We start from the raw sequence: 25232 nt of genomic DNA, 5'->3' as shown, positions 1-25232 counted from the left end.
CATGGCACTGACCAACAGGGACCGCATCGAGCGGATGTTCACGGCCATGGCCCCTCCCTTGGACGACTTCATCGCCCGCGTCGTCGGGGCCGAGGACCCCGAGCTCGGCGCCCGGTGGACGGACCTGGTGCGCGCGAAAGACGAGGCCAGGGGCATCGAGGGCAAGCTGTACGACCCGCTCGACCCGCAGACCCAGTTCCGGATGCTCACCGAGGCAACCATCACCCGACACCACCGCGAGGGGTGGTTCCCGTTCAGCGACGCGCTCGGGCGAGCCGGGGAGACGTACGCCAGCGAGCTGCGCCGGGTCCGCAACGACTGGGCGCACAACGGGTCGTTCACCGACGACGACGCCTACCGCGCGCTCGACACCGGCGAGCGCCTGCTCAAGCTGGTGGGGGCGCCGGAGGAGATGGAGCGGGTGCGCCGGTTGCGGCTGGACCTGCGGCGCCTATCGTCGGAGCGGGATGACCGTCGTGTGCGTAAGGCTGTCGCGGACAACCCGCATTCCACGGGGCTGCGGCCGTGGCGGGAGGTGCTGCCCCCGCACGAGGACGTTGCGACCGGGAACTTCGCGGCGTCGGAGTTCGCGGCTGACCTGTACAAGGTCGCGTCCGGGGAGCAGACGGCCGGGGAGTACGCGGACCCGGGAGAGTTCTTCGGGCGCACCTACCTGACCGAGGGGTTGCGGGACTTGATCACGCGTGCGGTGCGGCGTCTGGGTGGGGACATGAACGCCTCCCCGGTCATCAACCTGCAGACCAACTTCGGTGGCGGCAAAACCCACTCAATGCTCGCGCTGTGGCACATCGCCGCGGGTCTGCCGATCAACGCGTTCCCGCAAGACACCCAAGAGGTCCTCGCTGGCGCCGGCTACACCCCGGCGCGGGTGCGCCGGGTCGCGCTCGTCGGGAACCACTTCTCCCCCGCCGGCGAGCTCAAGGCGGAAGGGACGCACGTCAACACGCTGTGGGGTGAGCTCGCGTGGCAGCTCGGCGGCCAGGAGGCGTACGCGATCGTCGCCGACGCTGACCGCAACCGCACCCACCCGGGCAAGACGCTGCACGACCTGCTCGCCCGCTACGCGCCCGCAGTCATCCTCATCGACGAGTGGGTCGCATACGCGCGCTCTCTGCTGGGGCGCAACGACCTGGCCGGCGGCACCTTCGACGACCAGTTCACGTTCGCGCAGTCCCTGACCGAGTCCGTCAAGGCCACGCCCGGGGTGCTCCTGGCGATCTCGATCCCCGCCTCGGAGTCCGGCACCGACGACGGGATCGTGACCGGCAGCGCCGAAGAGGTCGGCGGCGCGGACGGGCTCGAGGCGCTCAATCGCCTGCAGAACGTGGTGCGCCGCGTCGCCGACCAGTGGCGTCCGGCGTCCTCCACGGAGGCGTACCACATCGTGCGGCAGCGCCTGTTCACCCAACCCGACCCGGCCGCGCTGGCCGCGATCGCCGCGACCGCGCGCGCGTTCGTGGACATGTACCGCCAGCACACCGACGAGTTCCCCCGCGAGACCCGCGACCCCGCCTACGAAGACCGGATCAAGGCGACCTACCCGATCCACCCGCAACTGTTCGACACCCTCTACGAGGAATGGTCCACCCTCGAGCGGTTCCAGCGCACCCGAGGCGTGCTGCGCCTGATGTCGACGGTGATCCACGAGCTGTGGACCGGGCAGGACGCGTCCGCGCTGATCATGCCCGGGTCGATCCCGCTGGCGAGCGGGAACGTCAACGCCGAGCTGACCCAGTACCTTCAGGACTCCTGGAAGGCGATCATCGACGCCGACGTGGACGGCCCCGAGTCCGAGCCGGCGAAGATCGACACCGCCCGACCCTTGTTCGGCCAGAAAGCCCTCACCAAGCGCCTGGCCCGGACGGTGTTCTTCGGCGCCGCGCCGACGGTGACCGCCACCACCAAGGGCATCTTGACCCAGCGCGTGTTCCTCGGCACCGCAGTCCCCGGTGACCAGCCCGGCAACTTCCACTCCGCGCTCAACGCACTGGTGGACCGGGCCACGTACTTCTACGCTGGCGACGGCCGCTACTGGTACGACACGCTGCCGAACATCACCCGCACCGCCAAGGACCAGGCCGAACGGCTGCACCGCGAAGACGTGTGGCACGAGATCACCCGACGCCTGATGGGCCAGGCCCGCACCCGCGGCGACTTCACCGGCGTCCAAATTTGCCCGGACACCTCCAGCGACATCCCCGACGTGCCCGACACGCGCCTGGTGGTGCTGCACCCCCGCGCCACCCACAAGAAGAACCGCGACGACTCCGAGGCCATGGCCTTAGCCCGCGACACCGTCCAGCGCCGCGGCGCCAGCCCCCGCACCCACCGCAACTCCCTGGTCTTCCTCGCCGGCGACGAGACCCGCATGAGCGAACTCGACCACGCGGTCCGCGTCTACCTGGGCTGGAGCCACGTCATCACCCACTCCGCCGACCTCAACCTCACCCAGACCCAGCAAACCCAGGCCGACCAGCAACGCTCCCAAGCCGACCAGACCGTCGCCGCGCGATTGCTGCAAACGTTCACGTGGGCGCTCGTCCCAGCCCAGCCAGACCCGGCCGAACCATTCGTGATCGACGAGATCAAGGTCGAAGGCAAGTCCGCGTCCCTGGCCGAGCGCGTCGCCACCAAGCTGATCAGCGACGACTCCCTGCGCACCCGCCAAGCCGCCGCCGTCATCCGCATGGCCATCACCAAGGTCCCCGCCATCTGGGCCACCGGGCACGTCAGCCTCGGCACCCTGTGGAACTACTACAGTCAGTACCTCTACATGCCCCGCCTACGCGACCGCACCGTCCTCGAGCAAGGCATCCTCGAACAACCCCTGCTGTGGACCCAAGACGGGTTCGCGCTCGCGGCTGCCTATGACGAGCAGGCGGGCCGCTATATCGACCTGTGGGTCGGGGACAACCCCACCTATGACGCGCCCACACCCACCGACTCCCTGCTGATCGTGCAGCCCGAGATCGCCACCGCACAGATCAACCGCGAGCGCCTGCAGTCCGTCCCAGAGGGTGCGGGCCCGACCCCTAGTGTGGGGGGTGTCGCTGTCGGTGGGATCTCCCCGGAGGCGGTGGAGCCGGTGGAGCGGGTGCTGACGCGGTACTTCGGCGCGAAGGAGCTGGGGTCTGCTCGGGTCGCGGCGGACTTCCAGCAGATCGTGCAGGAGGTGTTGACGCACCTGCGTGGCTGTGACGGGGCGCGGGTGACAGTTCGACTGGAGGTGGAGGCCAAGCGCGCTCAGGGGTTCCCCGAGGACGTGGTCCGGGTGGTGGCGGAGAATGCGCGCACCTTGCGGTTTGACGAGTCCGGGTTCGAGGAGGCGTGAGGTCGTGAGCGTTGTTGCGCAGCACCCTCGCCGACGTGGAGCCCGCATGCGGCGCCGCTACCACGGCGGCCAAGCAATGGATCGCTGAAGTCATCGAGTACGCCTGGACCTGGAAGCACGACGAGGCCCGGAACGAAGCGCGCGGCCTTGCTGATCGCCGAGCACGCCGAACTGGGCATCGAACCGTGAGGGTCGGCTAGTGACTAGCGATCTACTGCCCACCAAGCGGCGCTCGCGCACAATCGGCTCATGACTGAGTCCCGTCTCCTGCTCCAATGCTGGCGGGCTTGTGACGGCTCTGCAGGTGGGCCGTGAGGGAGGCGCGATCGACCATCCAGCCGTAGCCGGCCCGCGGGGGGCGGCCCTTGATGTGTCCCTGGTCGAGCCAGGAGTAGATGCTCTGCCGCCGCACGCCGGCGAGTGCGGCGGCTTCGGAGACGGGCAGCATGTCGGGCAGCGCCTCGGCGGTGGGGTCCATCCTCTGGTCGCGCAGCTGCTCGGGGGTGACGGTGAAGCCGATGACGGGGGCGAAGGGGGTGACCTTGTCGACGGCGGTTTCGGCCGCCTGCAGGGGGGTGTCGATATCCAGGGTGAGGGTGATGACCAGGTGCGTGGGCTCCTGGGCGGTCGCCGCGACGGCGACATGGTCGGCGGCGAGCGTGTCCATGATGTCGTCGATGAGGTTCTCGTCGACGTCGTGGTCGGTCTCGAGCTCGACCACGTATCCGTTGCTCATAGGTGTCTCCTTGGGTGATAGCGGTGCGAGAGGCTGGGGTGGGGCAGGATTGGGGCGTGGTCCCGGGGCAGTTCGGATGCCCCGGGACCACTTGTCTAGCGGCCCTTGTGGATGAACCCGCTCCTCCTGGCTGCTGCGAGGAAGTTCTTCTCGGATCGGTGGTCCGAGGGGGTTCCGGCCAGGGTTCCTACGTATCTGCCGTCCTTGTGGACCATCCAGTGGCCCTTGGTGGTGCGGCGGGTGGTGAACCCTTGTGCCTCTAGGGCTTGGAGCAGTTCGCGTACGCTCTTCCGCATCCCTTCGCCTCTCTGTGTTGTTGTACCTCCATCCTAGTTTTGCAGATTGTCAATTGTAAAGCTGTTGGCCTGTCGATTGCCTTCCTGATTATCGGGAGCATCCCGTCATTGTTCTGCGACTATGCGCCCGAGCGGGTCTGGGTGCTGGGCGGCTCGTCGGGTGCCGCTGGTTGAACGAACGCCAGGTCGAGCCATTGGGTGACCACGACCGTGTCCTGGCCCTCGTCGACGACGTAGGTGACGCGTGGCTGCCACTGGCCTGCTGGGCCTCGCCGCCAGTCGATGACCAGTCCAGGGTGCGGCTCAGCAGATTCGTTGGTGGGCGCCACCCAGCAGTGACGCCGAGCTCTCAGGCGTGGGGGCGGCGGTGGCGCGGCGGTGCTGTCGTTCACGGGACGATCGCGCAGGGGTGTCCCTGGGCGGCCCGGAGGCGGGGAGGCGGTAGGCATGACGTGGGCATCATGCCGGGAGGGTGTGACAGTCCGCCCTCGTCCTCGACCGCGGGACGCTTCGGGCCCGCGGTCGGTGGCTGTCGGTCCGCCACCGCCCTCGGCCGCGGGGCGCCCGTCGGTGAGATCTCGTTGGGGTGGGCTGCCGGGACGGGGCGGTAGCACTGCCCACCCCGGCGGAGGTCAGGCGACTCGGCCGGGGGTGGCGGCGCGGTAGGCCTGGAGGATGGAGACCGGGACGCGGCCGGCGGCCGGGACCGCGATCCCCTGTCGCCGCGCCCAGGTGCGAGCGGCGGCGTCCTCGGTGGCAGGGCGGGCGCTGGCGCGGCGTCTGGAAGGGCCCCCCTGCAGCCTGCGCAGCTCAGACTCGAGCTCGGCGATCCGTCTGGTGCGGGCCTTGGCTTCCTTGCGGGCCTCCAGGTCGCGGGCCAGGTCCTGCAGCTGGTCGTGCAGCTGGGTGGCCTTGCGCATCAGCTTGGGGGCGCCGCTGGCCAGCGCCTCGGCCAGGATGGCAGATGCGTCCTGGCATACGTTGCGGGGGGTGGAGGTCACGGCTGGCTCCTTCTGGAGGGGGCGGGTGGGGGTGATCCGACGGGCATGGGTGCGGCGGGCCTGGTCACGGAGTGGTGCTCGAGCGCAGTTGCTGCAGGGTGCGGGTCGCTACCTGGAGCTGGCCGTGGGTCAGGCCTCCCGCCCCCAGTGCCTTGTGCGCTGCGGTGTTGAGCGTCTCGATGGCCTCGGCCAGGCGCTCTGGGTCGGCGTCGCGGTGCCCGCAGAGGTGGTTCAGGACGGTGGCGATGGCCGAGGCGTCGCGGATGGGGATGGGCATGAGTGCTCCTGTGTTGGTGGGCGGTTAGTGGTCGTAGGCGTGAGGGGTGGGGTCGTGGGAGCCGACATCGCCGTAGTCGCTGTCGTCCAGGTCCCAGACCTGCATCCCCTGTCGGGCGAGCTCGACGACGGTGTCATGACCGCACCCTCGGCATCGGTAGGCGAGCAGTCGGCGCGCAGGGTGAGCGCCTTCGGCTGCGGTCGTCCCCGTGCAGGTCAGCCGGGGCTGGTTGGTGCGGCACGTCGCGCACCGGATCTGGTCGTGGGTTCCGCGGCCGCAGATGAACGTCTGCGGCTCCTCTCGCCATGGCTCCCAGGCGACCTTGCGGCCGTCCCACCGTGGTGGGAGGTCGTGTGCCGTGCCGCGGCCGGGCAGAGGTACCAGCAGGGGCAGCATCGCGTCGCCGGGGCCGGCTCCCTGCGGGCCGGTCGGAGCGCTCGTGCGACGACCGGTCACGGCGCGACCTGCGGCTCGCGCAGGAGGGGTGCCTGCGCCGGCTCTTGGGCCGTGAAGCCATGCTGAGAGCAGGGCGGGAGGTGTGGACTCGTGGGCGTGCGGTCGGTGGCTGCGGCGCTGCTGGGGGTCGAGCGGAGGTCGGCGTGGGTGTTGGGGTGGTGGGCCATGGGGTCCTCGTGCGTCAGGTGGGGGTGGAGCCTGGTGGGTGGCGGTCAGGGGCCACGCCACCCACCAGGGGTCTTGGCAGACACGGGCGAAGGGTCCTGTCGCGTGCCGCCGGGGGCCGTCAGGCCGCGGTGAAGCAGGAGTGCTCGCGCAGGTGGTCGAGGTCGTGCACGTCGCCCAGGACGTCCAGGCCGCACGGCGTGACCTGGAAGAGGGGCTCGCCGCCGGTGGTGGCAGTGATCAGGTCGTGCTCGAGCAGTCGGTCCAGGGGGGCTGGGCGGTGCCAGGGTCAAGCAGGATGTGGCGCTCGAGCTGGAGGATGGGGGCGGGACCGGTCTGGGCCACCACGAGCAGGACGGTCCAGTCGTAGGGGGCGATGGTGCGGCGTCTGAGGGCACTGCTCCTGCCGGGTCGGGTGCTGGTGGTGTGGACGCTCATGAGCGCACTTGCTCCTCAAGGACGTCGCCGAGGCCGAGGTCAACGGTGAACAGCCCGCAGTGGCGGGCCACGGCCTCGGAGGCTGCGACGTCGCCGGCGGCGAACAGGTCGCCGACGAGCTCGGCGTGAGCGACCCGGCGGGATTGGTCCTGACGGTCCTCGTAGGCGGCCAGGACGGCGGGAGCAGGTGCGCTCGGATCGGTCACGGCGCCGCCCGTGATGCGGGAGTACACCTGCGCGACCGTGGCAGCCGCGCTCCTCTCGCCGCGCACCCACCCCAAACGCGCCCGAGGCCACCCGGGCGCTCGTGCTGCAGCTGCGCCGCACGCTGACGGCCGCCGGCCACGACGCCCGGGTCGACAACCATGCGGGCGGTGCACGATGACCTGGCTGGCGGCCCTGGTCCTGGGCATGGTGCAGGGGCTGACCGAGTTCTTGCCCATCTCCTCCACGGCGCACCTGCGGGTCGTGGCAGCCCCCGCCGGGTGGCCCAACCCCGGCGCCGCGTTCACCGTGGTCACCCAGCGCGGCACCGAGTCTGCGGTGCTGCTGTACTTCCGCCGCGACACCGCGAGCATACTGCGCACCTGGACGCGGTCCCGTGGACCCCGGGCCTGCGGGCGGACCCCCAAGGCCCGGCCCGGCTGGCCGTCTCCCCTCGCGGGCGCAGCCCGTTCCCCCGGGGGATGCGGACTGCCGCGGCCCGCGCGACCACCCGGACGACGATCCGGGGTATAGGTGAGCCATGAGCGACTCGCAGCCCTCCACACGGGACGAGACCGAGGCCGAACGGCTCGACCGCAACTTCGCCGATCAGCTCCAGGAGCTACGCATCGCCCAGGCGGGCGTCCAGATCCTCTTCGCGTTCCTGCTCACGATCCCCTTCCAGCAGCGGTTTACGACGCTGACCGACCTCCAGCGGTCGATCTACGTCGTCACCCTGCTCGCCGTCGCCGTCAGCACCCTCGTGTTCATGGCACCCGTCGCGATGCACCGGATGCTCTTCCGGGAGGGGCTCAAGGACTTCGTCGTGCGGCACACCGACACGCTCATCAGGACCGGCCTCTTCTTCCTCGGCGTCGGCATCATCGGAGGCGTCGTCCTGGTCCTCGACGTGCTGCTCTCGCAATCGACCGCGTTCTGGCTCGGTGGCGGCCTGACGGTCCTCGCCTTCACCCTGTGGGTGCTGCTCCCCGCGTCACAACGGCGTCGGCGGCGGCGTGAGGACGCCGAGGCCTGAGGAATGCCGAACGCCCCCGAGCTGGCTCGGGGGCGTTCGGCGCCCTTCGTCGCGACGGACGGCACGGCCTACCTCTACTGGAAGAACGACGGCAACGCCGTCGGCAAGGACACGTGGATCTCGGTGCAGCGCCTCTCGGCCGACGGCCTTCGCCTCGAAGGAGAGCCGAAACGCCTGCTGCGACAGGACCTCCTGTGGGAGGGGCGGCTCGTCGAGGCGGCCTTCGCCCGCGGGCGCGACGCAGCTTCCACCTCTTCTACTCGGCCAACGACTACGGCAGCGACGCGTACGCGGTGGGACACGCCACCGCGTCGTCGCCGACCGGACCGTTCACGAAGGACCCCGAACCGGTCCTGACGAGCACCGACGTCGCGGCCGGTCAGGGGCACTGCGCGATGCTCGAGACCCAAGGACGGCCGGGTGCTCATGGTCTACCACGCGCGGGCGCCCGACTCGGTCGGCTCGGAGGTCCTCGGCCGCACGATGTGGCTCAGCGAGGTCACCTTCGACGGACGCAAGGTCAGCGTCACGCCGCCACGGACGCAACTGCCCACCGGCCTCGGACCGGCCTCTGACCATGCGGCCGGACCGTCACGTCTTGGCCGAGGCGAGCACCTTCCCCGTGTCGGTGCGGACCTCCAGCGCCTGGATTTCGTTGGGCCGCAACGCCGTCGCGCCGGTCACCTTGGAGTAGCCCGTCGCCGTCGCGCGCCACGACGCGGCGGCCGTCGCGTGACCCTTGCCGTCGATGACCCAGAGGACCAGGGCGCCGGTCTTGGGCATGTCCTCGCAGTCGATGTCGAGCTGGGTGCCCCAGCCGCGGGTCACGAGCGCGATGTCGACGCGCACCGAGCTGCCCGGCACCGCGGCCGCGGCCACGTGCGTCGTCGGCGGGGTCGGGGTGGTCGCCTCGGTCAGCTTCGGCCCGAGCCACGCGCCGCCGGCGAAGAACACGGCGGCCGCCGCGGCCGCGAGGCCCGAGAGCCACGTCCGCCGGCGGCGTCGACGGCGGGCGACCTCGCCGAGCAGGCTCGTGACGCGCTCGTCGTCGGGCTCGGTCATGAGCGGGGTCGGCGCGGCGGCGGGGCCGTCGGACAGGTGGGGACCGCCCTCGGGTCCGGCCAGGTCGAGCAGTCGGGGCAGCCCGGACACCTGGCCGAGCTCCGTCTGGCACGGTCCGCACGTGCGCAGGTGCTCGCTGTAGGCGCGGTGGTCCTCGTCGGACAGGCCACCGAGCACGTACGCGCCGAGCAGCACGTGCAGGTCGTCCGATGCGGGGTTCATCGGGTCACTCCCATCTCGTCGAGGATGACGCGCAGGTTGCGCACGGCGTAGTAGGCGCGAGACTTCACGGTGCCCTCCGGCACCCCGACCCGCACGGAGGTCTCGGCGGCGTGAGCCGCTCGTAGTAGAGGCAGCGCTCGATCTCACGATGGTTGGCCTGCAGCCGGCCGAGGGCCTCTTCGACGAGCACCTGGTCCAGCGCCCGGTCGAGGGCGAAGTCCTGCTCGGCGACCTCGACGAGCTGCGCCTGCTGCGGACGGCGGCCGGCGGCGCGGTACTGGTCGACGATGAGGTGGCGGGCGGTGGTGATGAGGTAGGCGCGCAGGTTCTCGGCCTCCGGCGCCTGCTTCCAGACGCGCAGGATGACCTCCTGGACGATGTGTCGTCGACGCGGTTGGCGTCGCTCGTGGCACGCCAAGACGACCCGCCGCAGCATCGGCCCGTGCTCGCGGTAGATCTCCGCGGCCGCGTCGTCGTCGAGCGGCATGCCGCCGCCACCTCCTCACTGGTGCTCCCAGGGTCGGAGACGCCCGCGAGCCGACTCCGGTTCACCGGTCAGCTCCCTGCACCGTCTCACGAGATCACCGAGGACGTATGCCGTCCGCCGCGGTCCCGGCCTAGCGTGGGGCCAGGTGCCCTGCCACCTTCCCGAACCCGGCCCACCATCCAGTCACGGGTGGCCTCTTCCTGTCCCCGGTCCCGGCAGGCACCGGCCGGCCGGGCGACCCGGCGGCGATCGAGACGCCGGTGGCGGCCACCGCCGCGCAGGTGCGCAGCCTCGCGAAGGGGGCGGACGGCATACGCGAGTCTGCGTTCGGGGCTCTGGGTGCTGCGGCGGTTCCGGCCCGCTCCAGTCGGCGCCTCGGGTGTGACGCTCACGTCGTCGAGCTCTCAGCTCGACGACCACGACGACGAGCGCTGCGAGAACGAACCCGGCCAGGGCGAACCAGATGCTGTTGGACGGGCCATCACCGGCGTGCCTCCAGGAGTTGCTGCAGCTGCTTGATCTCGGCGGTCTGTGCCGTGTCGATCGCGCGGGCGAGCGTCAGGACCTCGGGCTCTGTCGCCAACCGGAGAGCGGCCTGTGCCATCTGCACGCCGCCTCTGTGGTGGGCGATCATCATGGTGAGGAACTGGCGTTCGGCCTCCACGCCCGTGGCCTGCTGCAGGGATTGCAGCTGCGCCGGTGTGGCCATGCCCATGGCTCCCGCAGCTGTCTCGTTCGGGGTGCTCGAGCTGGCGCTGTCGCGCATCCCCGGCATTCCGGCATGGGTGGCGGACGGTTCCGGCGTGCTCGTCGTGCCGCTAGGACGATCGCTGCCGCTGGTCGGGTCTTGCGAGGGGCCGTCCTCTGGCTGGTGGTGCTCAGCGGTCATCCACGCCATGGGGCGGTCCGGGGAGGTCGCCGGCAGCCCCCAGTGGGCCAGCCAGCCGTACATCTGCCCGGCCTGCTGGGACTGGCTCGTGGCGATGTCGTACGCGACCGCGCGCAGGGTCGGATCGGCGGTCTTGTCGCGGATGATGAGAGCCATCTGCACGGCCTGGTTGTGGTGGGCCTGCATGTCACGGGCGAAGCCGACATCGGCGCCGCCCTCCCGGGGGGCGTCGCCGGCGCGACCGAGCTGGTAGCCGGCGAACCCGGCCAAGGCTACGAACACGGTCACGAGCACGGCCCCCACGAGCGCGACCCGTCCCGTCAGGACGCGCAGGGTCGGCGCGCGAGAGCCGCTCGCATCCTCGGGAGTCCCGGTCGAGAGATAACCGGTGTCGGCGTCCTTGGTCACCGTCACATCCCCTGCGGGACGGGAGCGCCGGTTCCGTCGGTCCCGCCGGTGCATGTTGCGCCCGGCTCCGGGGTCTGGGGCCCTTGGCGGTAGACCTTGACGAACTCGGCCAGGCGCGGGTCGGCGGCGCTGTCGAGGGTCAGCTGCTTGCCCCACGCCGAGGCGACGACGGGAGCGGTCAGGCCCTTGTACGGCGACAGGACGATGTAGGTGTCGGGCAGCGCCGCTGTCAGCTTCTTGACCTGGTCGGCCGGCAGGCCCTCGCGGTAGGTCACCCAGACCGCGCCGTGCTCCATGGAGTGCACGGCGTTCTCATTGGGCACCGGCTTGGTGTACGTGCCGCAGTTGAGCCACACGGGGGCATGCTCGCCACCGGCCGGCGGGGTCTGCGCGTAGGCGACGGGAGTGCTGACGTGGCCCTGGCTGACGGTGTAGGAGCGGACCGCGTCGAGCGTCGGACGGTCGGCGCGCTCCTTGAGCACGACGATGCCGACGGCGGCCACCATGGCGACGATGACCGTGGCGACACCACCCCAGAGCAGGACCGAGCGGCGTCGTTCCTGAGCTTTCTGCGCGGCGGCCATCGTGGCGGCTCGGTGGCGGCGCTCCTCGCGGTCAGCGCCGCGGTTGTGCGGGGTAGCAGGCATGGGACCTCCAGGCAGGGGCCCGCGCGGCACCGTCGCGGCACCGGCAGGGCGGTCGTGTGAGTTGTCGTGCTGGCGCGTGCACCCGGTTCGGACGGGCGGTCCACAACGCATTGCGCGTACCGTAACATCTGAGCATGCGTTCAGATGAAGCGGTCCTCGTGATCGATGCCTGCACCGACCACTGCGTCCACCCGGAGACGGTGCGCCACGTCCGGGCCCGCGCCCTGCCCGAGAACGACCTGGTCCAGGTGTCGGCCGTGTTCAAGCTGCTCGGGGACCCGACCCGGGCCAAGCTGCTCTACGCCCTGCTGGAGGCCGGCGAGCTGTGCGTGTGTGACCTCGCCGCAGCCACCGTTGTCGCAGAGACGACGGTGTCGCAGTCGCTGCGCCTGCTGCGCGCGTCGCAGGTCGTCACCGCCCGCCGTGACGGACGCCTCATGTACTACCGCCTCGCGGACGCGCACGTGCGGATGCTCTTGGACCTGACGCGTGAGCACATGACCCACGAGCACACCGCGACCCAGCCTGCTCCGGTCGAGCACGTGGAGCCCACCACCGCTCAGTCGGTGACCTCTCGCGTCTCTACGCGGCGCGCCGCTTCCACGCGAACGGGAGCAAGCGCATGAGCCACGGACACGGGCATGGACACGGCGGGGGCGGCTCTGCCGCCGGCGCCCACCGCTGGCGCCTGCAGCTGGCCTTCGGGCTGGTCGCATCGTTCTTCGTCGTCGAGCTGGTCGTCGGGCTGACCTCCCAGTCGCTGGCCCTGATCAGCGACGCCGGCCACATGGCGGCCGACGTCGTCGCGCTGGGGGCGGCGCTGGTCGCGACCCGCATCGCCACCCGCGCAGACACCACCGGGCGACGCACGTTCGGCTCCTACCGGGCCGAGGTCTTCGCCTCGGGCCTGGCCGTGCTGCTCATGCTGGGTGTGGCCGTCTACATCTGCATCGAGGCCCTCGGACGCATCGGCGCCGAGCCCGAGGTCGCCTCCGGCCCGATGCTGGTCGTCGGAGCCCTCGGTCTGCTCATCAACCTCATCAGCATCGTGCTGCTGCGCGCCGGCGCCAGCGAGAGCCTCAACGTCAAGGGCGCCTACCTCGAGGTCCTGGCCGACACCCTCGGATCTGTTGGGGTCATCGCCGCCGCCATCCTCGTGGGCACCACCGGGCAGACGTGGTGGGACACCGTCGTGGCCCTGGCGATCGCCCTATTCGTGGCCGTCCGCGCCGTGATGCTCGGCCGCGAGGTGCTGGCCGTCCTCGGGCAGCACGCGCCGGCGGGCATGCACCCCGACGAGGCGGAGCAGGCCCTGTCGGAGATCTCCGGTGTGGTCGAGGTCCACGACCTGCACGTGTGGACGCTCACCTCCGGGATGAACGTCGCCACCGCCCACCTCGTCATGGCAGACCCGCACGCCGGCGCCCCCTCGGCGAACTCCGCCACGATCCTCACCCAGGCCGCAGCGGTCATGCGTGAGCGCTTCGGCATCGAGCACGCCACCTTGCAGGTCGAGCCCGCGGGCTCCAGCGCCTGCGCCCAGACCTCATGGTGAGCGACACCGTCCCGCTGACTCGACGCCGCGCGCTGCAGCTGGCCTCCAGCCTGGTGGCCGTCGGGGGCGCCGCGTTGCTGGCGGGCTGCGGCGCCCGGCACGACGCTGGAAGGGCGGCCCTGGTCCAACGCAGACCTGCACGGGACGGTGCTCGTCGTGAACGTGTGGGGGTCGTGGTGCCCGCCCTGCATCAGCGAGTCGGCCGATCTGCAGAAGGCTTGGGAATCCGTTCAGCGACGACGCCTTCCCGTCCGGTTCCTCGGGCTGGACAAGATGGAGACCCCGGCCACCGGACTGTCCTTCCAGCGCCAGCACCGCATCACCTACCCGTCCTTGGCCTACGACGGCGGCGTCCCGATCCTGGCCCTGCAGGGCAAGGCGGTTGCCACCCCGACGACACTCGTCCTGGACAGGTCCGCCCGCATCGCCGCCCGCGTGTCCGGGCCGGTGACCGCCAGCGTCCTGACCGGACTCATCGACGACGTTCTGGCCAAGGGCTGAGACTATGCACGCTCACCGTCGCAGACTTCGGTCGCGTTGCGGGGCTATCGCTGTTGCCGTCGCGCTGCCGCTGCTTGCTCTGGGTCCGGGGGCTGCGAAGGCCGACGAGCCGGCTCGTGCAGCATCTCAGACGCAGCTCGACAGAATGGTCCCCGCGGCGGCCGCGGCTCCTTCGCAAGTCCCCACACCGACGCCTAGCTGGACCATCCCAGGCCCCATCGACGAAGACCCGGCCCACACCGTCCCGCCACCCACTGAGCCCGGGAACCACTCCTGGGCCTGGGCCGGTATCGCGGCCCTGTTGCTGGGGATCATGCTCACGCTCTGGCTGCGTGACCGGTCCCGGGGAAAGGGCACCGGATGAGCGCCGTGACCCAGGCCCTGACCCTGGTCGCGTTCCCGGTGGCGGCAGCCGCTGCGGGCACGGCGATCTCCATCCTGAGGCCGCCCAGGCCTCGGCTGGTCAGCGCCATCCAGCACTTCGCCGCGGGCGTCGTGGTCGCCGCCCTGGCAGGTGAGGTCCTCCCTAGCCTGCGCGAGGAGGGCAACCTGCCCTACGCCGTCCTCGGGTTCACCGCCGGCGTCGCCGTCATGCTTGCGATGGCCGCCTACTCCCGCCGTCAGGAGGCCGCGGCCGCCCGAGAGCCGACGCCCACAACGGGGTCGGACTCGGCAGCAGCCTCAACCGTGAGCTCGCCACACGGACGCGGACTGGCTACCTCCGTCACCCGACAGGTCGCGCGCCGAGCGGCGGTCGCCCTGCCCCTTGGCCTGCTCGTCGCCGTCGGGATGGATCTCGTCATCGACGGACTCCTCGTCGGTCTCGGGGCAGTCCTCGGTGCGGCACAGGGCATCATCCTCACCATCGCGCTGACTCTCGAGATCCTGTTCCTGTCGCTGTCGCTCGGCAGCGAGCTCACCGAGGCCGGCCTGAACCGGGCCCAGTCCGCCGCGACCGTCGTCGGGCTGGGCCTGCTGACCGCCGTCGGTGCGGTCGGCGGAGCCGCGCTCCTCGCCGGTGCGGGACCAGCCGCCCTCGCCGCCGTTCTCGCCTTCGGCGCTGCCGCCCTGCTCTACCTGGCCGTGGAAGAGCTGCTCGTCGAGGCGCACGAGCAGACCGAGACCACGGCCCTGGCGGCGATGTTCTTCCTCGGCTTCCTCGCCGTCTACGTCCTCGGGGAGCTCACCGGGTAGGGCTACCCGCCCCAGCGCGCCATCACGCGCGGGTCGCCAAAGGCGTACCTGACTCGCAATCCGGCTTCAGCCTGCAGCCCCCAGCCCCCAGCCCGATGAGCAGGTGGGGTTTGCCGGGACCGCGACCGTAGTCCGCAGGCTCCCTTCTAGCCGCTATCATCGGGACATGACAATGACGACGATGGATGTGCCGGCTGCCGCCGACCTGATGCGCGGAGCGGCGCTGTTTCACGGACTGGGAGAGCGGACCCGGCTCGCGATCGTGGCGCAGCTGGCCGCCGGCGAGCGGCGGGTCGTCGACCTGACCACCGTCCTCGGGCTTGCCCAGGGCACCGTCTCGGGGCACCTGGCGTGCCTGCGTGACTGCGGGCTCATCGTCGGGCGCCCCGAGGGCCGGCAGATGTTCTACTCCTTGGCCCACCCTGAACTGATGGATCTGCTCGCCAGCGCCGAGCGTCTGCTCGCGCTGACCGGTGAGGCGGTGGCGCTGTGCCCGAACTACGGCTGCAGCGACGATCTGCCGTCCGCGGCCTCCACCGGGGTCCGGGCACGCGCAGCAGAGGAGGGGGCCACGAATGAGTGACGCATGTGGCTGCGGCGGCGATGAGCCGGTGAGCGCACCCGAGGGCGGCGAAGAGGCGCCGCAGCGGCTGGTCGAGGTCGACGAGCTGCGTGCGGGCGCGGTTGCCGGGGTGCTGCTGGTGGCGGGCTATGTCACCAGGTGGCGGGGCGGCCCGGACGTGCTCGAGCAGGTGCTGTTGTGGGCGGCGCTGCTCGCGGGCGCGTCCACCTTCGTGCCCGGCACGGTGAAACGGCTGGTCAAGGGCAAGATCGGTGTCGGCACGCTGATGACGATCGCCGCGGTCGGCGCGGTGCTGCTCGGCGAGGTGGGCGAGGCCGCGATGCTCGCGTTCCTCTACTCGATCAGTGAAGGGCTCGAGGAGTACTCACTGGCCCGGACCCGTCGCGGGCTGCGTGCCCTGCTGTCGCTGGTTCCCGAGCAGGCGACGATCCTTCGTGACGGAGCCCAGGTCGTCGTGGCCCCGGCCGAGCTGCGGGTCGGGGACCTGATGCTGGTTCGTTCCGGGGAGCGGGTCGCCACCGACGGCGTGATCCGCACCGGCCGAACCGCCCTGGACGTCTCGGCCATCACCGGCGAGTCCGTGCCCGTCGAGGCCGGCCCCGGCAGCGAGGTGTTCGCCGGGTCGATCAACGGCACCGGCGTCCTCGAGGTGCAGGTCACCACGACCGCCGCCGACAACTCCTTGGCCCGGATCGTACGGATCGTCGAGGCCGAGCAGTCCCGCAAGGGCGCCAGCCAGCGCCTGGCCGACCGAATCGCCAAGCCCCTCGTGCCGGGAGTTCTCATTGCCGCCACCCTCATCGCCCTTGTGGGCAGCGTGCTCGGTGAGCCGGCAACATGGATCGAACGAGCCCTCGTCGTACTGGTGGCGGCCTCGCCCTGCGCGCTGGCCATCTCCGTACCCGTCACCGTGGTCGCCGCGGTGGGTGCGGCCAGCCGCCTCGGGGTCCTCGTCAAGGGCGGCGCCGCCTTGGAGGCCCTCGGCGCGGTTCGCGGGATCGCGCTGGACAAGACCGGCACCCTGACCGCGAACCGGCCCCGTGTCGTCGAGGTCACCACTGTCGATGGCGTCAGCCGGGCAGAGGTGCTGGCGGTGGCCGCCGCGCTCGAGGCCCGCAGCGAACACCCCCTGGCCCGGGCCATCCTCGCGGCCGTCGACACGGTGACCGACGCCCAGGACGTCGAGACCGTCACCGGAGCCGGCCTGACCGGCACCATCGACGGACGCCAGGCTCGGCTGGGCCGACCCGGCTGGCTACCGAACGGGCCCCTGGCGGCCGACATCCAGCGGATGCAGCGCGGCGGCGCCACCGCGGTGCTCGTCGAGCTCGACGGGGCCGTGATCGGCGCCATCGCCGTGCGTGACGAGCTGCGTCCCGAGGCCGCCGAGGTCATCGCGGACCTGCGCGGATCCGGGTACACGGTGACGATGCTGACCGGTGACAACCGTGCCACCGCGACCGCGCTGGCCACCGAGGCCGGGATCACCGACGTGCACGCCGACCTCCTGCCGGAGCACAAGGCCGCGATCATCACTCGCCTTCGCGAGCAGCGTCCGACGGCGATGGTCGGCGACGGCGTCAACGACGCGCCGGCCCTGGCGACCGCTGATCTCGGGATAGCGATGGGTGCGATGGGCACCGACGTCGCGATCGAGACGGCCGACGTCGCGCTCATGGGTGAGGACCTGCGGCACCTGCCGCAGGCGCTCGAGCACGCCCGTCACGCCCGCCGGATCATGCTGCAGAACGTCGGCCTGTCCCTGGCGATCATCACGGCGCTGATGCCGCTGGCCCTGTTCGGGATCCTGGGGCTCGCGGCCGTCGTGCTCGTCCACGAGGTCGCCGAGGTCGTCATCATCGCCAACGGGGTCCGCGCCGGTCGTGCCCCGGCCCTGCCGGCCAGCCGCGTGTCCGGCTTGGCTGGGTCGCCCAGCCTCTCGGACGCTCGATGAGCACGCTGCCGCCCAGCCGCCAGGGGGCTCCGGCGGCCGGGCGACGGGCCACCGTGTTCGCCGCCGCGGCCGTGGTGGCGATGGTTGATCTCGGTGTCAAGGTGTGGGCACAGGCCGTGGTGCCACCCACCGGGATCGAGGCGGGCCCGGTGGACCTGCGCCTGGGATACAACCCGGGGGTGGCGTTCTCGTTCGCCGCGGAGGCGCCGCCGGGGGTGGTCCTCGCCGTGACTGCGGTCGTGACCGCGGGGGTGGCCGCCCTCGTGTACCGGGCTGCGCCGAGCGGGTCCCGGCTGCAGCTGCCCGCGTTCGCCGCGGTTCTGGGTGGCGCGGTCGCGAACCTCACCGACCGCGCCGGTGACGGGGTGGTGACCGACTACCTGCACTCCGGCTGGTGGCCCACGTTCAACCTTGCGGACGCGGCCATCGTGGCCGGCGTGATCCTGCTGGTCCTCAGCAACGTGGTCCGCAACGGCCCGGACCGGGCCGACGCGCCCGCCGGTGCACGAGGAGCGCGCAGGTGAGCTCCCGCTCGCCAGCAGGCGCGACAGCACGCCCGGTCACGATGCGGATCGCGGCCGGTCTGGCGCTGCCGTTGACGGCTGCCCTCCCAGGGGTGTGGTTGCGCGTCAGCGGCACGTCTGTTCCCCCGGCAGCCGCGGCCGCCGGGTATGCGGCCGCGGTGATCGGCGCCGCCTTTCTACTGACGTGGGGCACCGAGCTCGCGGAGATCGACCTGGGCGAGGGGCTGGCGCTGGCGTTGCTGGCGCTCATCGCGGTCCTACCCGAGTACGCAGTCGACGTCGTCTTCGCCTGGCTGGCCGGCCAGGACCCGGCCACCTATGCGCCACTTGCGCTGGCGAACATGACGGGGGCGAACCGGCTGCTCATCGGTGTCGGCTGGTCCGTGGTGGCATTGGTGGCGATCACGGCGGCCCGCCGTGCCCGCCGCTCCGGCCAGCCCGTGCCGGGCGCGCGCCAACCGGAGGTCGGCGGCACCACCGAAGCCCACGGGTCAGGTTCCGAGGCTGGAATGGGCCCTGACGGTGAGGACGGGGAGGCGCGTAGTGCGGTGCGGCTGCAGCGCACTCAGGTGGTCGAGCTCGCCTATCTCGCCGTCGCCACCGCTTACGCGTTGACGCTGCCGCTGCGCTCGAGCCTCACGATCATCGACACGGTCATCCTGTTCGCCATCTTCGGCGCGTACCTGTGGCGGGTCAGGGCCCTCGAGCCCCAGCGCGATCCCGAGCGCCAACGCGAACCGGAGCAGGACCCGGGTCCCGCCACAGACGACAGCGACGATGAGGCCGATGAGGCCGATGAGTTGTTCGGTCCCGCCGCGGCGGTCGCGCAGCTGCCCACACGGGTCCGCCGCATCATCACCGTCGGTATGCTCGCGGCCGCAGCGCTCATCATTCTCGCGGTCGCCGAACCGTTCGCCGAGAGCCTGGTCGCCACCGGCGAACAGCTGCACGTCAGCCAGTTCCTGCTCGTGCAGTGGGTCGCGCCGCTGGCCTCGGAGACGCCGGAGTTCATCGCGGTCCTGCTGCTGGCGCTCAAGCTGCAGTCGTCGGCCGCCCTCGGGGCGTTGATCTCCTCGAAGATCAACCAGTGGACGCTGCTGGTCGGGATTCTGCCGCTGGTGTTCGCGCTCTCGGCAGGCTCACTGACCGGGCTCCCCATCGACCCGGTGCAACGAGAAGAGCTGCTCCTGACCGCCGCGCAGTCGGTGTTCGCGGTCGCGCTGGTGGTCACCGGCACACTCACCCGGGCCGGAGCCTGGTCGTTGCTGGGATTGTTCACCGCCCAGTTCGTGGCCGCGTGGACGGCGCCGGCCGACTGGGCCGGCACCGTGCGGCTGACCATCGCCGGGGTGTACCTCGCGCTGGGTGCCGCCCTGCTGGCGGCACGCCGCCACCATCTGACGCGGGTCATGCGCACCGGTCTGTGGCCCGCTCGCGCGCGGGTCGGGCACTCGTCCGCGCCGCCCGATGGCTCGACCGGCGCGGGCGGCCACAGGTGAGCTGGGGGATCGCGCTCGTGCTGGGTTTCGTGCAGGGACTGACCGAGTTCCTGCCGATCTCCTCCTCGGCGCACATGCGCGTGGTGGCGGCGTTGGCCGGCTGGCCCGACCCGGGCGCCGCGTTCACCGCTGTCACGCAGCTCGGGACCGAGTCAGCGGTGCTGCTCTACTTCCGCCGCGACATCACCGCCATCGTGACGGCGTGGACCCGGTCCGTGCGCGGCAGGGTGCCGCGGTCGGACCCCCACGCTCGCCTGGGGTGGTACGTCATCATCGGCACCGTCCCGATCGGCATCCTCGGGCTGGCCTTCCAGGACACGATCGAGACGGCGCTACGCGACCTGCGCCTGGTCGCGGCCACCCTGATCGTCTTCGGGCTTGTCCTCGGCCTCGCCGACCGGGTCGCGGCCAACCGCCGACCACTGGAGGCGCTCACCACCCGGCAGGCCCTCGCCCTCGGCACGGCGCAGGCACTGGCGCTCATCCCAGGGGTCTCCCGCTCCGGAGGCACGATCAGCGCCGGCCTGCTGCTCGGTTACACCCGAACCGCCGCGGCCCGGTACGCGTTCCTGCTGGCCGTTCCCGCAGTGCTCGCCTCCGGCGGGCTGGAGCTGACGAAACTGGGCGAGGGCCCTGCACCGGAGTGGGGACCCACCGCCCTCGCAACGGTGGTGGCCTTCGGCACCGGCTACCTCGTCATCGCCTGGTTCCTGCGCTACATCAGCACCCACCGGTTCACGCCGTTCGTCTGGTACCGGGTCGGGCTCGGCGTCCTGTTGCTGGGGCTCCTCGGCGCCGGACTCATCACGCCCTGAAGGCCCGAAGCCTGACAAACCCGACGCCGCCCGCGGCCTAGCTGCGCCCAGTGCTGCGCGCAGTGCTGCGGGCAGCCAGACCGGTGCGGCCCCGCGCAATGCTCCTGCGTACCAGTCCCGGACCGCGACCGGCCAGCAACGCCGCGCAGCCCGGCTCGGCCCGCGCGAACGACAGCAACATGCCCAAGGCCAGCAACGTGGTGACCATCGAGGACCCGCCGGCGGACAGCAACGGCAGCGGCACGCCGACCACCGGGACCAACCCGATGACCGAGCCGATGTTGATGACGGCCTGGCCCATCAGCCACGCCATCACCCCGGCGGTGGCGATACGCACGAACGGGTCACGAGCCCTGACCACCAGCCGGTAGCAGCACCATGCGAGCAGCCCGAACAGGACCAGCACGACCAGGGTCCCGGGGAGTCCGAGCTCCTCGCCGATGATGGCGAAGATGAAGTCGTTCTGCGCCTCAGACAGCCACGCCCACTTCTCCTTCGAGGCACCCAGGCCGACGCCCCACCACCCCCCGTCCGCCAACGCATACAGCCCATGCACCGACTGTCCGCACGCGCCGTTCGGGTCGGCACGGCAGGCAGCATCGAGAAAGTTGCTGATTCTTCCCACGCGGTTACCGCTGCCGCCAACCAACAACAGAACACCTGCAGCCACCGCAAGACCACCGACGAGGAACACCCGAAGTGGCGCCCCCGCGACCGACAGCACCGCGGCGATCAGGATGCTCATCACCATGGCTGTGCCCAGATCATGACCGGCGAGCACGAGCGCCAGAACCATCCCCGAGATCGGCACCACATACGGGAGCAGGACGTGCCGCCAGTCCCCGACGCGGCTGCCCTTGTTCGCAAGAATGGTGGCCCCCGTCAGCACCAAGGCGATCTTCGCGAACTCGGACGGCTGAACCGTGACCGGGCCCAACGCCAGCCAGTTCTGGTTGCCGTTGACGTTCACCCCCAACCCGGGAACGAAGACGGCGGCCTGCAGGACCAGCGCGCCCAGCAGCACCGGCCCGGCCAGCCGCCGCCACCCACGCAGGGACACCCGGGCGGCCGCAACGGCCACAACGGCGCCGACAGCGGCGAAGATCAGCTGCCGGACGAAGATGGCGTACGAGGCCTGACCCTGCAGCAGCGCCTCCACACTCGAGGCCGAGTAGACCATGACCAGCCCCAAGACCACGAGCGTCACGGTGACACCCACCAGGAGGTAGTACGTCGTCAGCGGCGACTCCAACCGGCTGATGTGGACAACCGGGCGGCCCTCGAGAACATCCACACCCCCGGGGCCTGCCCCCGGCGGCCGGGACGCCGGAGTGGGCCCTCGCCCGGCCGGACTCACGCCGTCACCGGACCGAGACATCGGCTCGTCAGTGAACCCGCCACCCGCGCTACCGACACCGCGGCGGCCACATCCCGCGCTTGGGTCTGGTCTGGGCAGGCAGCCCCTCGGCCCCGCGAAAAACAACACATGAGTTGCAGTGTCTCCCGGGCCAGGAGATTTACAGCGGACCCACCTCTAGAGATCGTCCCCCGTGTCGTGTGAAGACGTTCCTCAAGGGCGCCGAGCAGCGCGATAGACGATCTCGGGCAGTCGTCGTGTCAGCCCGCGGGTCGCGCCTTGCCACCCATCACCCGACTCGAGTCCTGACAACCTCTCGGCTCGCGACGGCTAGGCCACTACTCGTTCACGAGGACGGGTACGCCGACGGCCGCTGCCTTGGCGCGGCCCTGCAGCTCCTTGGGGACGATGATCCTGACCTTCTCGAGCTCGGTGGGCGGGCCTGCGTGCTGGTGCGCTGGGGCGCTCTCGTCGTTGTGGTAGTCGAAACGGCCGGTACCGATGAGGGCGCCGTTGGCGTCGTAGAAGCCGGCCAGCGCCCCGAACTCGAGCACGTTACTCACGTCGCTGATGATGGTGGCGGACGCGGTGACGGACCTGCCGTCAAAGCGAAGACCCGTCATGGTGAAGCGGTCGTCGAAGGGGCCGGCCGCTTGGACCGCGCTGCCTGGACGGGGACGCAGCGTGGACAGCGACGGCAGGCCGGGCTCCCCCGTGGCCGGGATGTTTCCGGGCAGTGACACGCGGGCGGCTGCAGGCCCCTGAACCGAGGCCGGGCGGGCGGGCGGGCCCGTCACAGCGCGTGTGACGGCCCCGGCCGCCGCGAAGACGGTGACGGCGAGAGCGGCGGCGAGGACGGCCGCGGTGAGGGCCGAGCGCTTCATGGTGGGGTGTCCTTGGGATGAGCGTGGGCCGATGGCCAAGGTGTGCTGAGAGCCGCGCTGCCAGGGTCGTGACGAGCCGTGGTGGGCCACGCGGCATGCGACCGCGGGGCCCACCACGACTCAGCTGGGCACGTCTTCGCGTCCGCGACGCGCCTCGTAGGTGTCACTTGAGGCGCAGGGCGCCGGTGACGACGTCGAAGAGGTCGGTGTTGTCGATCTCGCCACCGAGCTGCTGCGACCCGGGACCGTAGGCAAAGACCGGCACGTCGGCGCCGGTGTGGTTGCCGGACAGGTAGGTGAGCCACAGGCTCGCCTCTAAGGAGCCGTCCTTGACGTCCGCCGGGTCATCCTTGGTGCGGAAGGTCGCGGGCGCGAAGTTCTTGGGGTCCCCGGCACCGGCGCCGTTGATGATGCCGGTGGAGCGGGTGCCGTCCTTCACGTTGCCGGACGCGCGGAGGGTCGCGGAGTTGTTGGCGGTGTTGCCGCTGTCGACGTTGGTCGGGGGCGCGGCGGCCTCGGCGTTGGTGAAGGTGCCCTTCTCGATGATGTTGAAGCCGGCGCACTCGTGGTCGGCCGTCACGATGACGAGGGTGTGGCCGTCGCGCTTGGCGAAGTCCATGGCGACCTTCACGGCGTCGTCGAAGGCCTTGGTCTCCTCGAGCGTCTGGGCGGCGTCGTTGGCGTGGGACCGCTTGTCGATGAGGGCGCCCTCGACCTGGAGGTAGAAGCCGTTGCCGGACTTTGCCTTGGCGTCGAGCAGGTCGATGGCCTTGGAGGTCATCTCGCGCAGCGAGGGCTCGGCGTCCTGCGGGGCGCTCGGGTTCTCGCGCTTGAACTTCTCGATGGTCAGGTTGCCCTTGTTGAACAGGCCGAAGACCTTGCTGCCGCTGGCGCCCTGAAGGTCTGAGCGGGTCGCGACGGTCTGGCTGGCTGGCGAGCCGAGCACGGAGTAGCCCTGTGCCTTGAGCGCGTTCTCATCGGAGGTGTCGAAGCGCGAGAGCCCGCCGCCGAGGATGACGTCGGCGGTGCCGTTGCGGGCGATCTGGTCAGCGATCGGTGTCACGCGGATGTCGCTCGTGGGAAGCGGCTGGCCGGTGATCGCGAGGTCCTGGCACGAGCTGGCGCTGTAGTTCGGGCCCTGGCAGCCGCGCGCGAGGGCATGGCTGGCCTGGCCGGCCGGGGTGGCGTCGGTGATCTCGGCGGTCGAGACGTTGCCGGTGGCGTAGCCCGCAGACTTCGCGAGCTCCATGGCCGTCGGGACGACCTTGCCCTTGGCGTCGACGCCCAGAGCAGCGTTGTACGTCTTGACCCCGGAGGCCCAGGCGGTCGCCGCCGACGCCGAGTCGGTGACGTAGTTGGGGTGGAAGTCGGCCTTGCCCGGCTGACCGGAGTTCTTCTCGACCGAGTAGGTCGCGTTCTGCCCGACGACCGGCAACTGCTCCATGTTGAGCTTGCCGTTGGCGCCGTAGTAGCGCAGTCGCGCGGCATCCACGTGGGTGCGGCCCATGCCGTCACCCAGCAGGTAGACCACGTTCTTGACCCGACCGTCGTCGGCCCCCTGTGCCCCTGCCGCGGGGGCGGCCATGGCACCCGCGGTTCCTGCGACCGCGGCGAGGGCCGCAAGGGCCGCGCTGGTCACCTTCATCCTGGTTCGCATCTGAGCATTCCTCACTCACGTTTCGATGGGCGCCGCAGCCGGCGCCCAGCCGGACGCTAGGGCCGCGAGGGTCGGCTGCGGCCGACGGTCACGTGACCAGACGATGAACGCTCGCCGACGAGCGGCCTGCCGCGCCGGGACCGCGCACGAAGTACTGGTCACAACGCCCGGTCATCAGCGTGAGGTGTTTAGCGTCAAGGGCTGGGCGGGTGCCATGTCTCGTCGTTGGTCTGCATAGCTAATCGAGGTCGTGCTCGGCAGAGTGTGATCGGTGGGTCGACGACGGGCCGGGGCGCCGCGCGAGGGCGGGCCGTTTGCGGGCCTGCATGACTGGCCGGTGCTTGGACCCCTGCTGTGACGTTGGACCGGCACCATGGCACGACCTGGACGAAGGCGCCGGGCGCGCCGCTGCTCACCATGCTCGCCTGGGCCGACAAGGCCACCGCAGCCGGGATCACCATCGACGGCACGGTCGCCGTCAGCACCGACGCGGGCCGGACCTGGAAGGCCGGCGCGGCACGACCAGACACTCCCGCCCAAGCGATCAGCGCGAGCCGCATCACCAACGGCAAGCTCGAAGTGCTCCTGGCCACCCAAGACACTGTCAACGCCATTATCGACGGCGGGGCCACGCTCGGAGCCGCCAACTGAGGAAAGCCCACCATCGGCACCCAGCGTCAAGGAACGCGGGCCGACGCAGGTGAGCCGCGCGCGACCCCAGCGGTGGGGTTGGCCGGGCGACCATCCCCCGCCCCCTCCGGGGCAATGGAATGAAGGCGCGGCCAGGAGCCGGTGGGTGCACCCCGCAGGGGCCGGAGCGAAGCGGAGGACGTCGGGCAGCCCCGGAAGCCGAAGAGTTTGGGGAGGAGATAAGCGACGAAGGAGCGCCGACCCAAAGTCTTCGGTTGGAGGGGCCGAGGCGGAGCCGAGCCGACGTTGCGCACGCCAGCGGGGCCGCGACCATGAAATGCCCCGGAGGTGGAGGGGAAAAGACAGCGGCGCCCGGAGCGAAGCGGAGGGTGTCCGTCAGCCG

General features: G+C 71.0%; 26 protein-coding genes. 14 read left to right on the top strand and 12 right to left on the bottom strand.

The window, feature by feature from the left end; translation table 11 throughout:
- Position 1: 1 nt before the first annotated feature.
- Positions 2 to 3352, top strand: coding sequence for a DUF499 domain-containing protein (locus B4E97_RS07740; protein ID WP_286959336.1), 3351 nt, complete (start codon positions 2 to 4; stop codon positions 3350 to 3352).
- 247 nt (positions 3353 to 3599) lie between these two features.
- On the opposite strand, the gene B4E97_RS07735 is transcribed toward B4E97_RS07740, so the two are convergent.
- The 5 genes from B4E97_RS07735 to B4E97_RS07715 all read right to left on the bottom strand — a co-directional run bounded on the left by B4E97_RS07735 (position 3600) and on the right by B4E97_RS07715 (position 6954).
- Positions 3600 to 4088, bottom strand: coding sequence for a helix-turn-helix domain-containing protein (locus B4E97_RS07735; RefSeq protein ID WP_286959333.1), 489 nt, complete (start codon positions 4086 to 4088; stop codon positions 3600 to 3602).
- A 928-nt stretch (positions 4089 to 5016) separates the two neighbouring features.
- Positions 5017 to 5385, bottom strand: coding sequence for an Lsr2 family DNA-binding protein (locus B4E97_RS07730; protein WP_019285917.1), 369 nt, complete (start codon positions 5383 to 5385; stop codon positions 5017 to 5019).
- Between the two features lie 64 nt (positions 5386 to 5449).
- Positions 5450 to 5662 (bottom strand): hypothetical protein, encoded by a 213-nt coding sequence (locus tag B4E97_RS07725; RefSeq protein WP_019285916.1) that lies wholly within the window; start codon positions 5660 to 5662, stop codon positions 5450 to 5452.
- Positions 5663 to 6523: 861 nt separating this feature from the next.
- A complete protein-coding gene (locus B4E97_RS07720; RefSeq protein ID WP_286959331.1) occupies positions 6524 to 6721 on the bottom strand; it encodes a hypothetical protein in 198 nt (65 codons plus the stop codon).
- Positions 6718 to 6954 (bottom strand): hypothetical protein, encoded by a 237-nt coding sequence (locus tag B4E97_RS07715; RefSeq protein ID WP_156188124.1) that lies wholly within the window; start codon positions 6952 to 6954, stop codon positions 6718 to 6720. The genes B4E97_RS07720 and B4E97_RS07715 overlap by 4 nt, the downstream gene beginning before the upstream one ends.
- 148 nt (positions 6955 to 7102) lie before the next feature.
- Here B4E97_RS07715 and B4E97_RS18975 point away from each other — a divergent pair, with 148 nt between their 5' ends.
- Genes B4E97_RS18975 through B4E97_RS07700 form a run of 3 tightly spaced genes read left to right on the top strand, consistent with a single transcriptional unit; the run spans position 7103 to position 8318 of the window.
- A complete protein-coding gene (locus B4E97_RS18975; RefSeq protein WP_019285911.1) occupies positions 7103 to 7459 on the top strand; it encodes an undecaprenyl-diphosphate phosphatase in 357 nt (118 codons plus the stop codon).
- Positions 7460 to 7466: 7 nt separating this feature from the next.
- Complete coding sequence (locus B4E97_RS07705) at positions 7467 to 7961, top strand: DUF6328 family protein (protein ID WP_019285910.1); 495 nt, start codon at positions 7467 to 7469, stop codon at positions 7959 to 7961.
- 3 nt (positions 7962 to 7964) lie between these two features.
- The gene (locus B4E97_RS07700) at positions 7965 to 8318 is read left to right on the top strand and encodes a hypothetical protein (RefSeq protein ID WP_239266250.1); all 354 of its coding nucleotides are present in this window, start codon (positions 7965 to 7967) and stop codon (positions 8316 to 8318) included.
- A gap of 234 nt (positions 8319 to 8552) precedes the next feature.
- On the opposite strand, the gene B4E97_RS07695 is transcribed toward B4E97_RS07700, so the two are convergent.
- The 4 genes from B4E97_RS07695 to B4E97_RS07675 form a co-directional block, all read right to left on the bottom strand.
- On the bottom strand, positions 8553 to 9245 hold the full coding sequence (locus B4E97_RS07695; RefSeq protein WP_050347339.1) for a zf-HC2 domain-containing protein: 693 nt from the start codon (positions 9243 to 9245) through the stop codon (positions 8553 to 8555).
- Between the two features lie 64 nt (positions 9246 to 9309).
- Entirely contained in the window at positions 9310 to 9732 is a 423-nt protein-coding gene (locus tag B4E97_RS07690; protein WP_239266252.1) for a sigma factor, read from the bottom strand.
- 481 nt (positions 9733 to 10213) lie between these two features.
- Positions 10214 to 11029, bottom strand: a complete 816-nt coding sequence (locus B4E97_RS07680) for a DUF305 domain-containing protein (RefSeq protein ID WP_050347338.1) — start codon at positions 11027 to 11029, stop codon at positions 10214 to 10216.
- A gap of 2 nt (positions 11030 to 11031) precedes the next feature.
- Complete coding sequence (locus B4E97_RS07675) at positions 11032 to 11676, bottom strand: DUF3105 domain-containing protein (RefSeq protein WP_037214245.1); 645 nt, start codon at positions 11674 to 11676, stop codon at positions 11032 to 11034.
- A gap of 134 nt (positions 11677 to 11810) precedes the next feature.
- Between B4E97_RS07675 and B4E97_RS07670 the strand changes: the two genes are divergently transcribed.
- The 9 genes from B4E97_RS07670 to B4E97_RS07630 all read left to right on the top strand — a co-directional run bounded on the left by B4E97_RS07670 (position 11811) and on the right by B4E97_RS07630 (position 20301).
- Positions 11811 to 12302, top strand: a complete 492-nt coding sequence (locus B4E97_RS07670) for an ArsR/SmtB family transcription factor (RefSeq protein ID WP_082176745.1) — start codon at positions 11811 to 11813, stop codon at positions 12300 to 12302.
- Positions 12299 to 13231, top strand: coding sequence for a cation diffusion facilitator family transporter (locus tag B4E97_RS07665; RefSeq protein WP_050347337.1), 933 nt, complete (start codon positions 12299 to 12301; stop codon positions 13229 to 13231). Before B4E97_RS07670 ends, B4E97_RS07665 begins: the two co-directional genes overlap by 4 nt.
- A gap of 105 nt (positions 13232 to 13336) precedes the next feature.
- Positions 13337 to 13732 carry a TlpA family protein disulfide reductase gene (locus B4E97_RS07660; RefSeq protein ID WP_172669750.1) on the top strand — a complete coding sequence of 132 codons (396 nt, stop codon included), beginning with the start codon at positions 13337 to 13339 and terminating at the stop codon, positions 13730 to 13732.
- Between the two features lie 360 nt (positions 13733 to 14092).
- Positions 14093 to 14926 (top strand): ZIP family metal transporter, encoded by an 834-nt coding sequence (locus tag B4E97_RS07655; RefSeq protein ID WP_037214236.1) that lies wholly within the window; start codon positions 14093 to 14095, stop codon positions 14924 to 14926.
- Positions 14927 to 15092: 166 nt separating this feature from the next.
- Positions 15093 to 15509, top strand: a complete 417-nt coding sequence (locus B4E97_RS07650; RefSeq protein ID WP_050349261.1) for an ArsR/SmtB family transcription factor — start codon at positions 15093 to 15095, stop codon at positions 15507 to 15509.
- Entirely contained in the window at positions 15502 to 17463 is a 1962-nt protein-coding gene (locus tag B4E97_RS07645; RefSeq protein WP_037214234.1) for a heavy metal translocating P-type ATPase, read from the top strand. Before B4E97_RS07650 ends, B4E97_RS07645 begins: the two co-directional genes overlap by 8 nt.
- On the top strand, positions 17460 to 17987 hold the full coding sequence (locus B4E97_RS07640; protein WP_019285899.1) for a signal peptidase II: 528 nt from the start codon (positions 17460 to 17462) through the stop codon (positions 17985 to 17987). The genes B4E97_RS07645 and B4E97_RS07640 overlap by 4 nt, the downstream gene beginning before the upstream one ends.
- Positions 17984 to 19486 (top strand): sodium/calcium exchanger protein, encoded by a 1503-nt coding sequence (locus B4E97_RS07635; RefSeq protein ID WP_286959314.1) that lies wholly within the window; start codon positions 17984 to 17986, stop codon positions 19484 to 19486. The genes B4E97_RS07640 and B4E97_RS07635 overlap by 4 nt, the downstream gene beginning before the upstream one ends.
- On the top strand, positions 19483 to 20301 hold the full coding sequence (locus tag B4E97_RS07630; RefSeq protein ID WP_037214229.1) for an undecaprenyl-diphosphate phosphatase: 819 nt from the start codon (positions 19483 to 19485) through the stop codon (positions 20299 to 20301). Before B4E97_RS07635 ends, B4E97_RS07630 begins: the two co-directional genes overlap by 4 nt.
- Before the next feature lie 37 nt (positions 20302 to 20338).
- Here the strand turns inward: B4E97_RS07630 and ftsW are convergent, their stop codons facing one another.
- The 3 genes from ftsW to B4E97_RS07615 form a co-directional block, all read right to left on the bottom strand.
- Entirely contained in the window at positions 20339 to 21595 is a 1257-nt protein-coding gene (gene ftsW / locus B4E97_RS07625) for a putative lipid II flippase FtsW (RefSeq protein WP_050347335.1), read from the bottom strand.
- Between the two features lie 401 nt (positions 21596 to 21996).
- Positions 21997 to 22542: a hypothetical protein gene (locus B4E97_RS07620; RefSeq protein WP_019285895.1), complete on the bottom strand. Its 546-nt coding sequence runs from the start codon at positions 22540 to 22542 to the stop codon at positions 21997 to 21999.
- 163 nt (positions 22543 to 22705) lie between these two features.
- Positions 22706 to 24187: an alkaline phosphatase gene (locus B4E97_RS07615; protein WP_019285894.1), complete on the bottom strand. Its 1482-nt coding sequence runs from the start codon at positions 24185 to 24187 to the stop codon at positions 22706 to 22708.
- Between the two features lie 366 nt (positions 24188 to 24553).
- Between B4E97_RS07615 and B4E97_RS07610 the strand changes: the two genes are divergently transcribed.
- Entirely contained in the window at positions 24554 to 24850 is a 297-nt protein-coding gene (locus B4E97_RS07610; protein WP_019285893.1) for a hypothetical protein, read from the top strand.
- The last annotated feature ends 382 nt before the right edge of the window (positions 24851 to 25232 follow it).

This window comes from Arsenicicoccus sp. UBA7492 (genome assembly GCF_002479615.1).
Lineage (GTDB): Bacteria > Actinomycetota > Actinomycetes > Actinomycetales > Dermatophilaceae > Arsenicicoccus > Arsenicicoccus bolidensis.
Note: the sequence above shows the minus strand (reverse complement) of the source record. Positions and strands in the feature narration are given on the sequence as shown.

Coding starts and splice junctions, on each gene's coding strand:
- B4E97_RS07615 (WP_019285894.1), bottom strand. CDS start 24,187: ATGAAGGTGACCAGCGCGGCCCTTGCGGCCCTCGCCGCGGTCGCAGGA.
- B4E97_RS07690 (WP_239266252.1), bottom strand. CDS start 9,732: ATGCCGCTCGACGACGACGCGGCCGCGGAGATCTACCGCGAGCACGGG.
- B4E97_RS07645 (WP_037214234.1), top strand. CDS start 15,502: ATGAGTGACGCATGTGGCTGCGGCGGCGATGAGCCGGTGAGCGCACCC.
- B4E97_RS07655 (WP_037214236.1), top strand. CDS start 14,093: ATGAGCGCCGTGACCCAGGCCCTGACCCTGGTCGCGTTCCCGGTGGCG.
- B4E97_RS07650 (WP_050349261.1), top strand. CDS start 15,093: ATGACAATGACGACGATGGATGTGCCGGCTGCCGCCGACCTGATGCGC.
- B4E97_RS07640 (WP_019285899.1), top strand. CDS start 17,460: ATGAGCACGCTGCCGCCCAGCCGCCAGGGGGCTCCGGCGGCCGGGCGA.
- B4E97_RS07725 (WP_019285916.1), bottom strand. CDS start 5,662: ATGCCCATCCCCATCCGCGACGCCTCGGCCATCGCCACCGTCCTGAAC.
- B4E97_RS07665 (WP_050347337.1), top strand. CDS start 12,299: ATGAGCCACGGACACGGGCATGGACACGGCGGGGGCGGCTCTGCCGCC.
- B4E97_RS07670 (WP_082176745.1), top strand. CDS start 11,811: ATGCGTTCAGATGAAGCGGTCCTCGTGATCGATGCCTGCACCGACCAC.
- B4E97_RS07720 (WP_286959331.1), bottom strand. CDS start 6,721: ATGAGCGTCCACACCACCAGCACCCGACCCGGCAGGAGCAGTGCCCTC.
- B4E97_RS07705 (WP_019285910.1), top strand. CDS start 7,467: ATGAGCGACTCGCAGCCCTCCACACGGGACGAGACCGAGGCCGAACGG.
- B4E97_RS07700 (WP_239266250.1), top strand. CDS start 7,965: ATGCCGAACGCCCCCGAGCTGGCTCGGGGGCGTTCGGCGCCCTTCGTC.
- B4E97_RS07695 (WP_050347339.1), bottom strand. CDS start 9,245: ATGAACCCCGCATCGGACGACCTGCACGTGCTGCTCGGCGCGTACGTG.
- B4E97_RS07740 (WP_286959336.1), top strand. CDS start 2: ATGGCACTGACCAACAGGGACCGCATCGAGCGGATGTTCACGGCCATG.
- B4E97_RS07735 (WP_286959333.1), bottom strand. CDS start 4,088: ATGAGCAACGGATACGTGGTCGAGCTCGAGACCGACCACGACGTCGAC.
- B4E97_RS18975 (WP_019285911.1), top strand. CDS start 7,103: ATGACCTGGCTGGCGGCCCTGGTCCTGGGCATGGTGCAGGGGCTGACC.
- B4E97_RS07675 (WP_037214245.1), bottom strand. CDS start 11,676: ATGCCTGCTACCCCGCACAACCGCGGCGCTGACCGCGAGGAGCGCCGC.
- B4E97_RS07620 (WP_019285895.1), bottom strand. CDS start 22,542: ATGAAGCGCTCGGCCCTCACCGCGGCCGTCCTCGCCGCCGCTCTCGCC.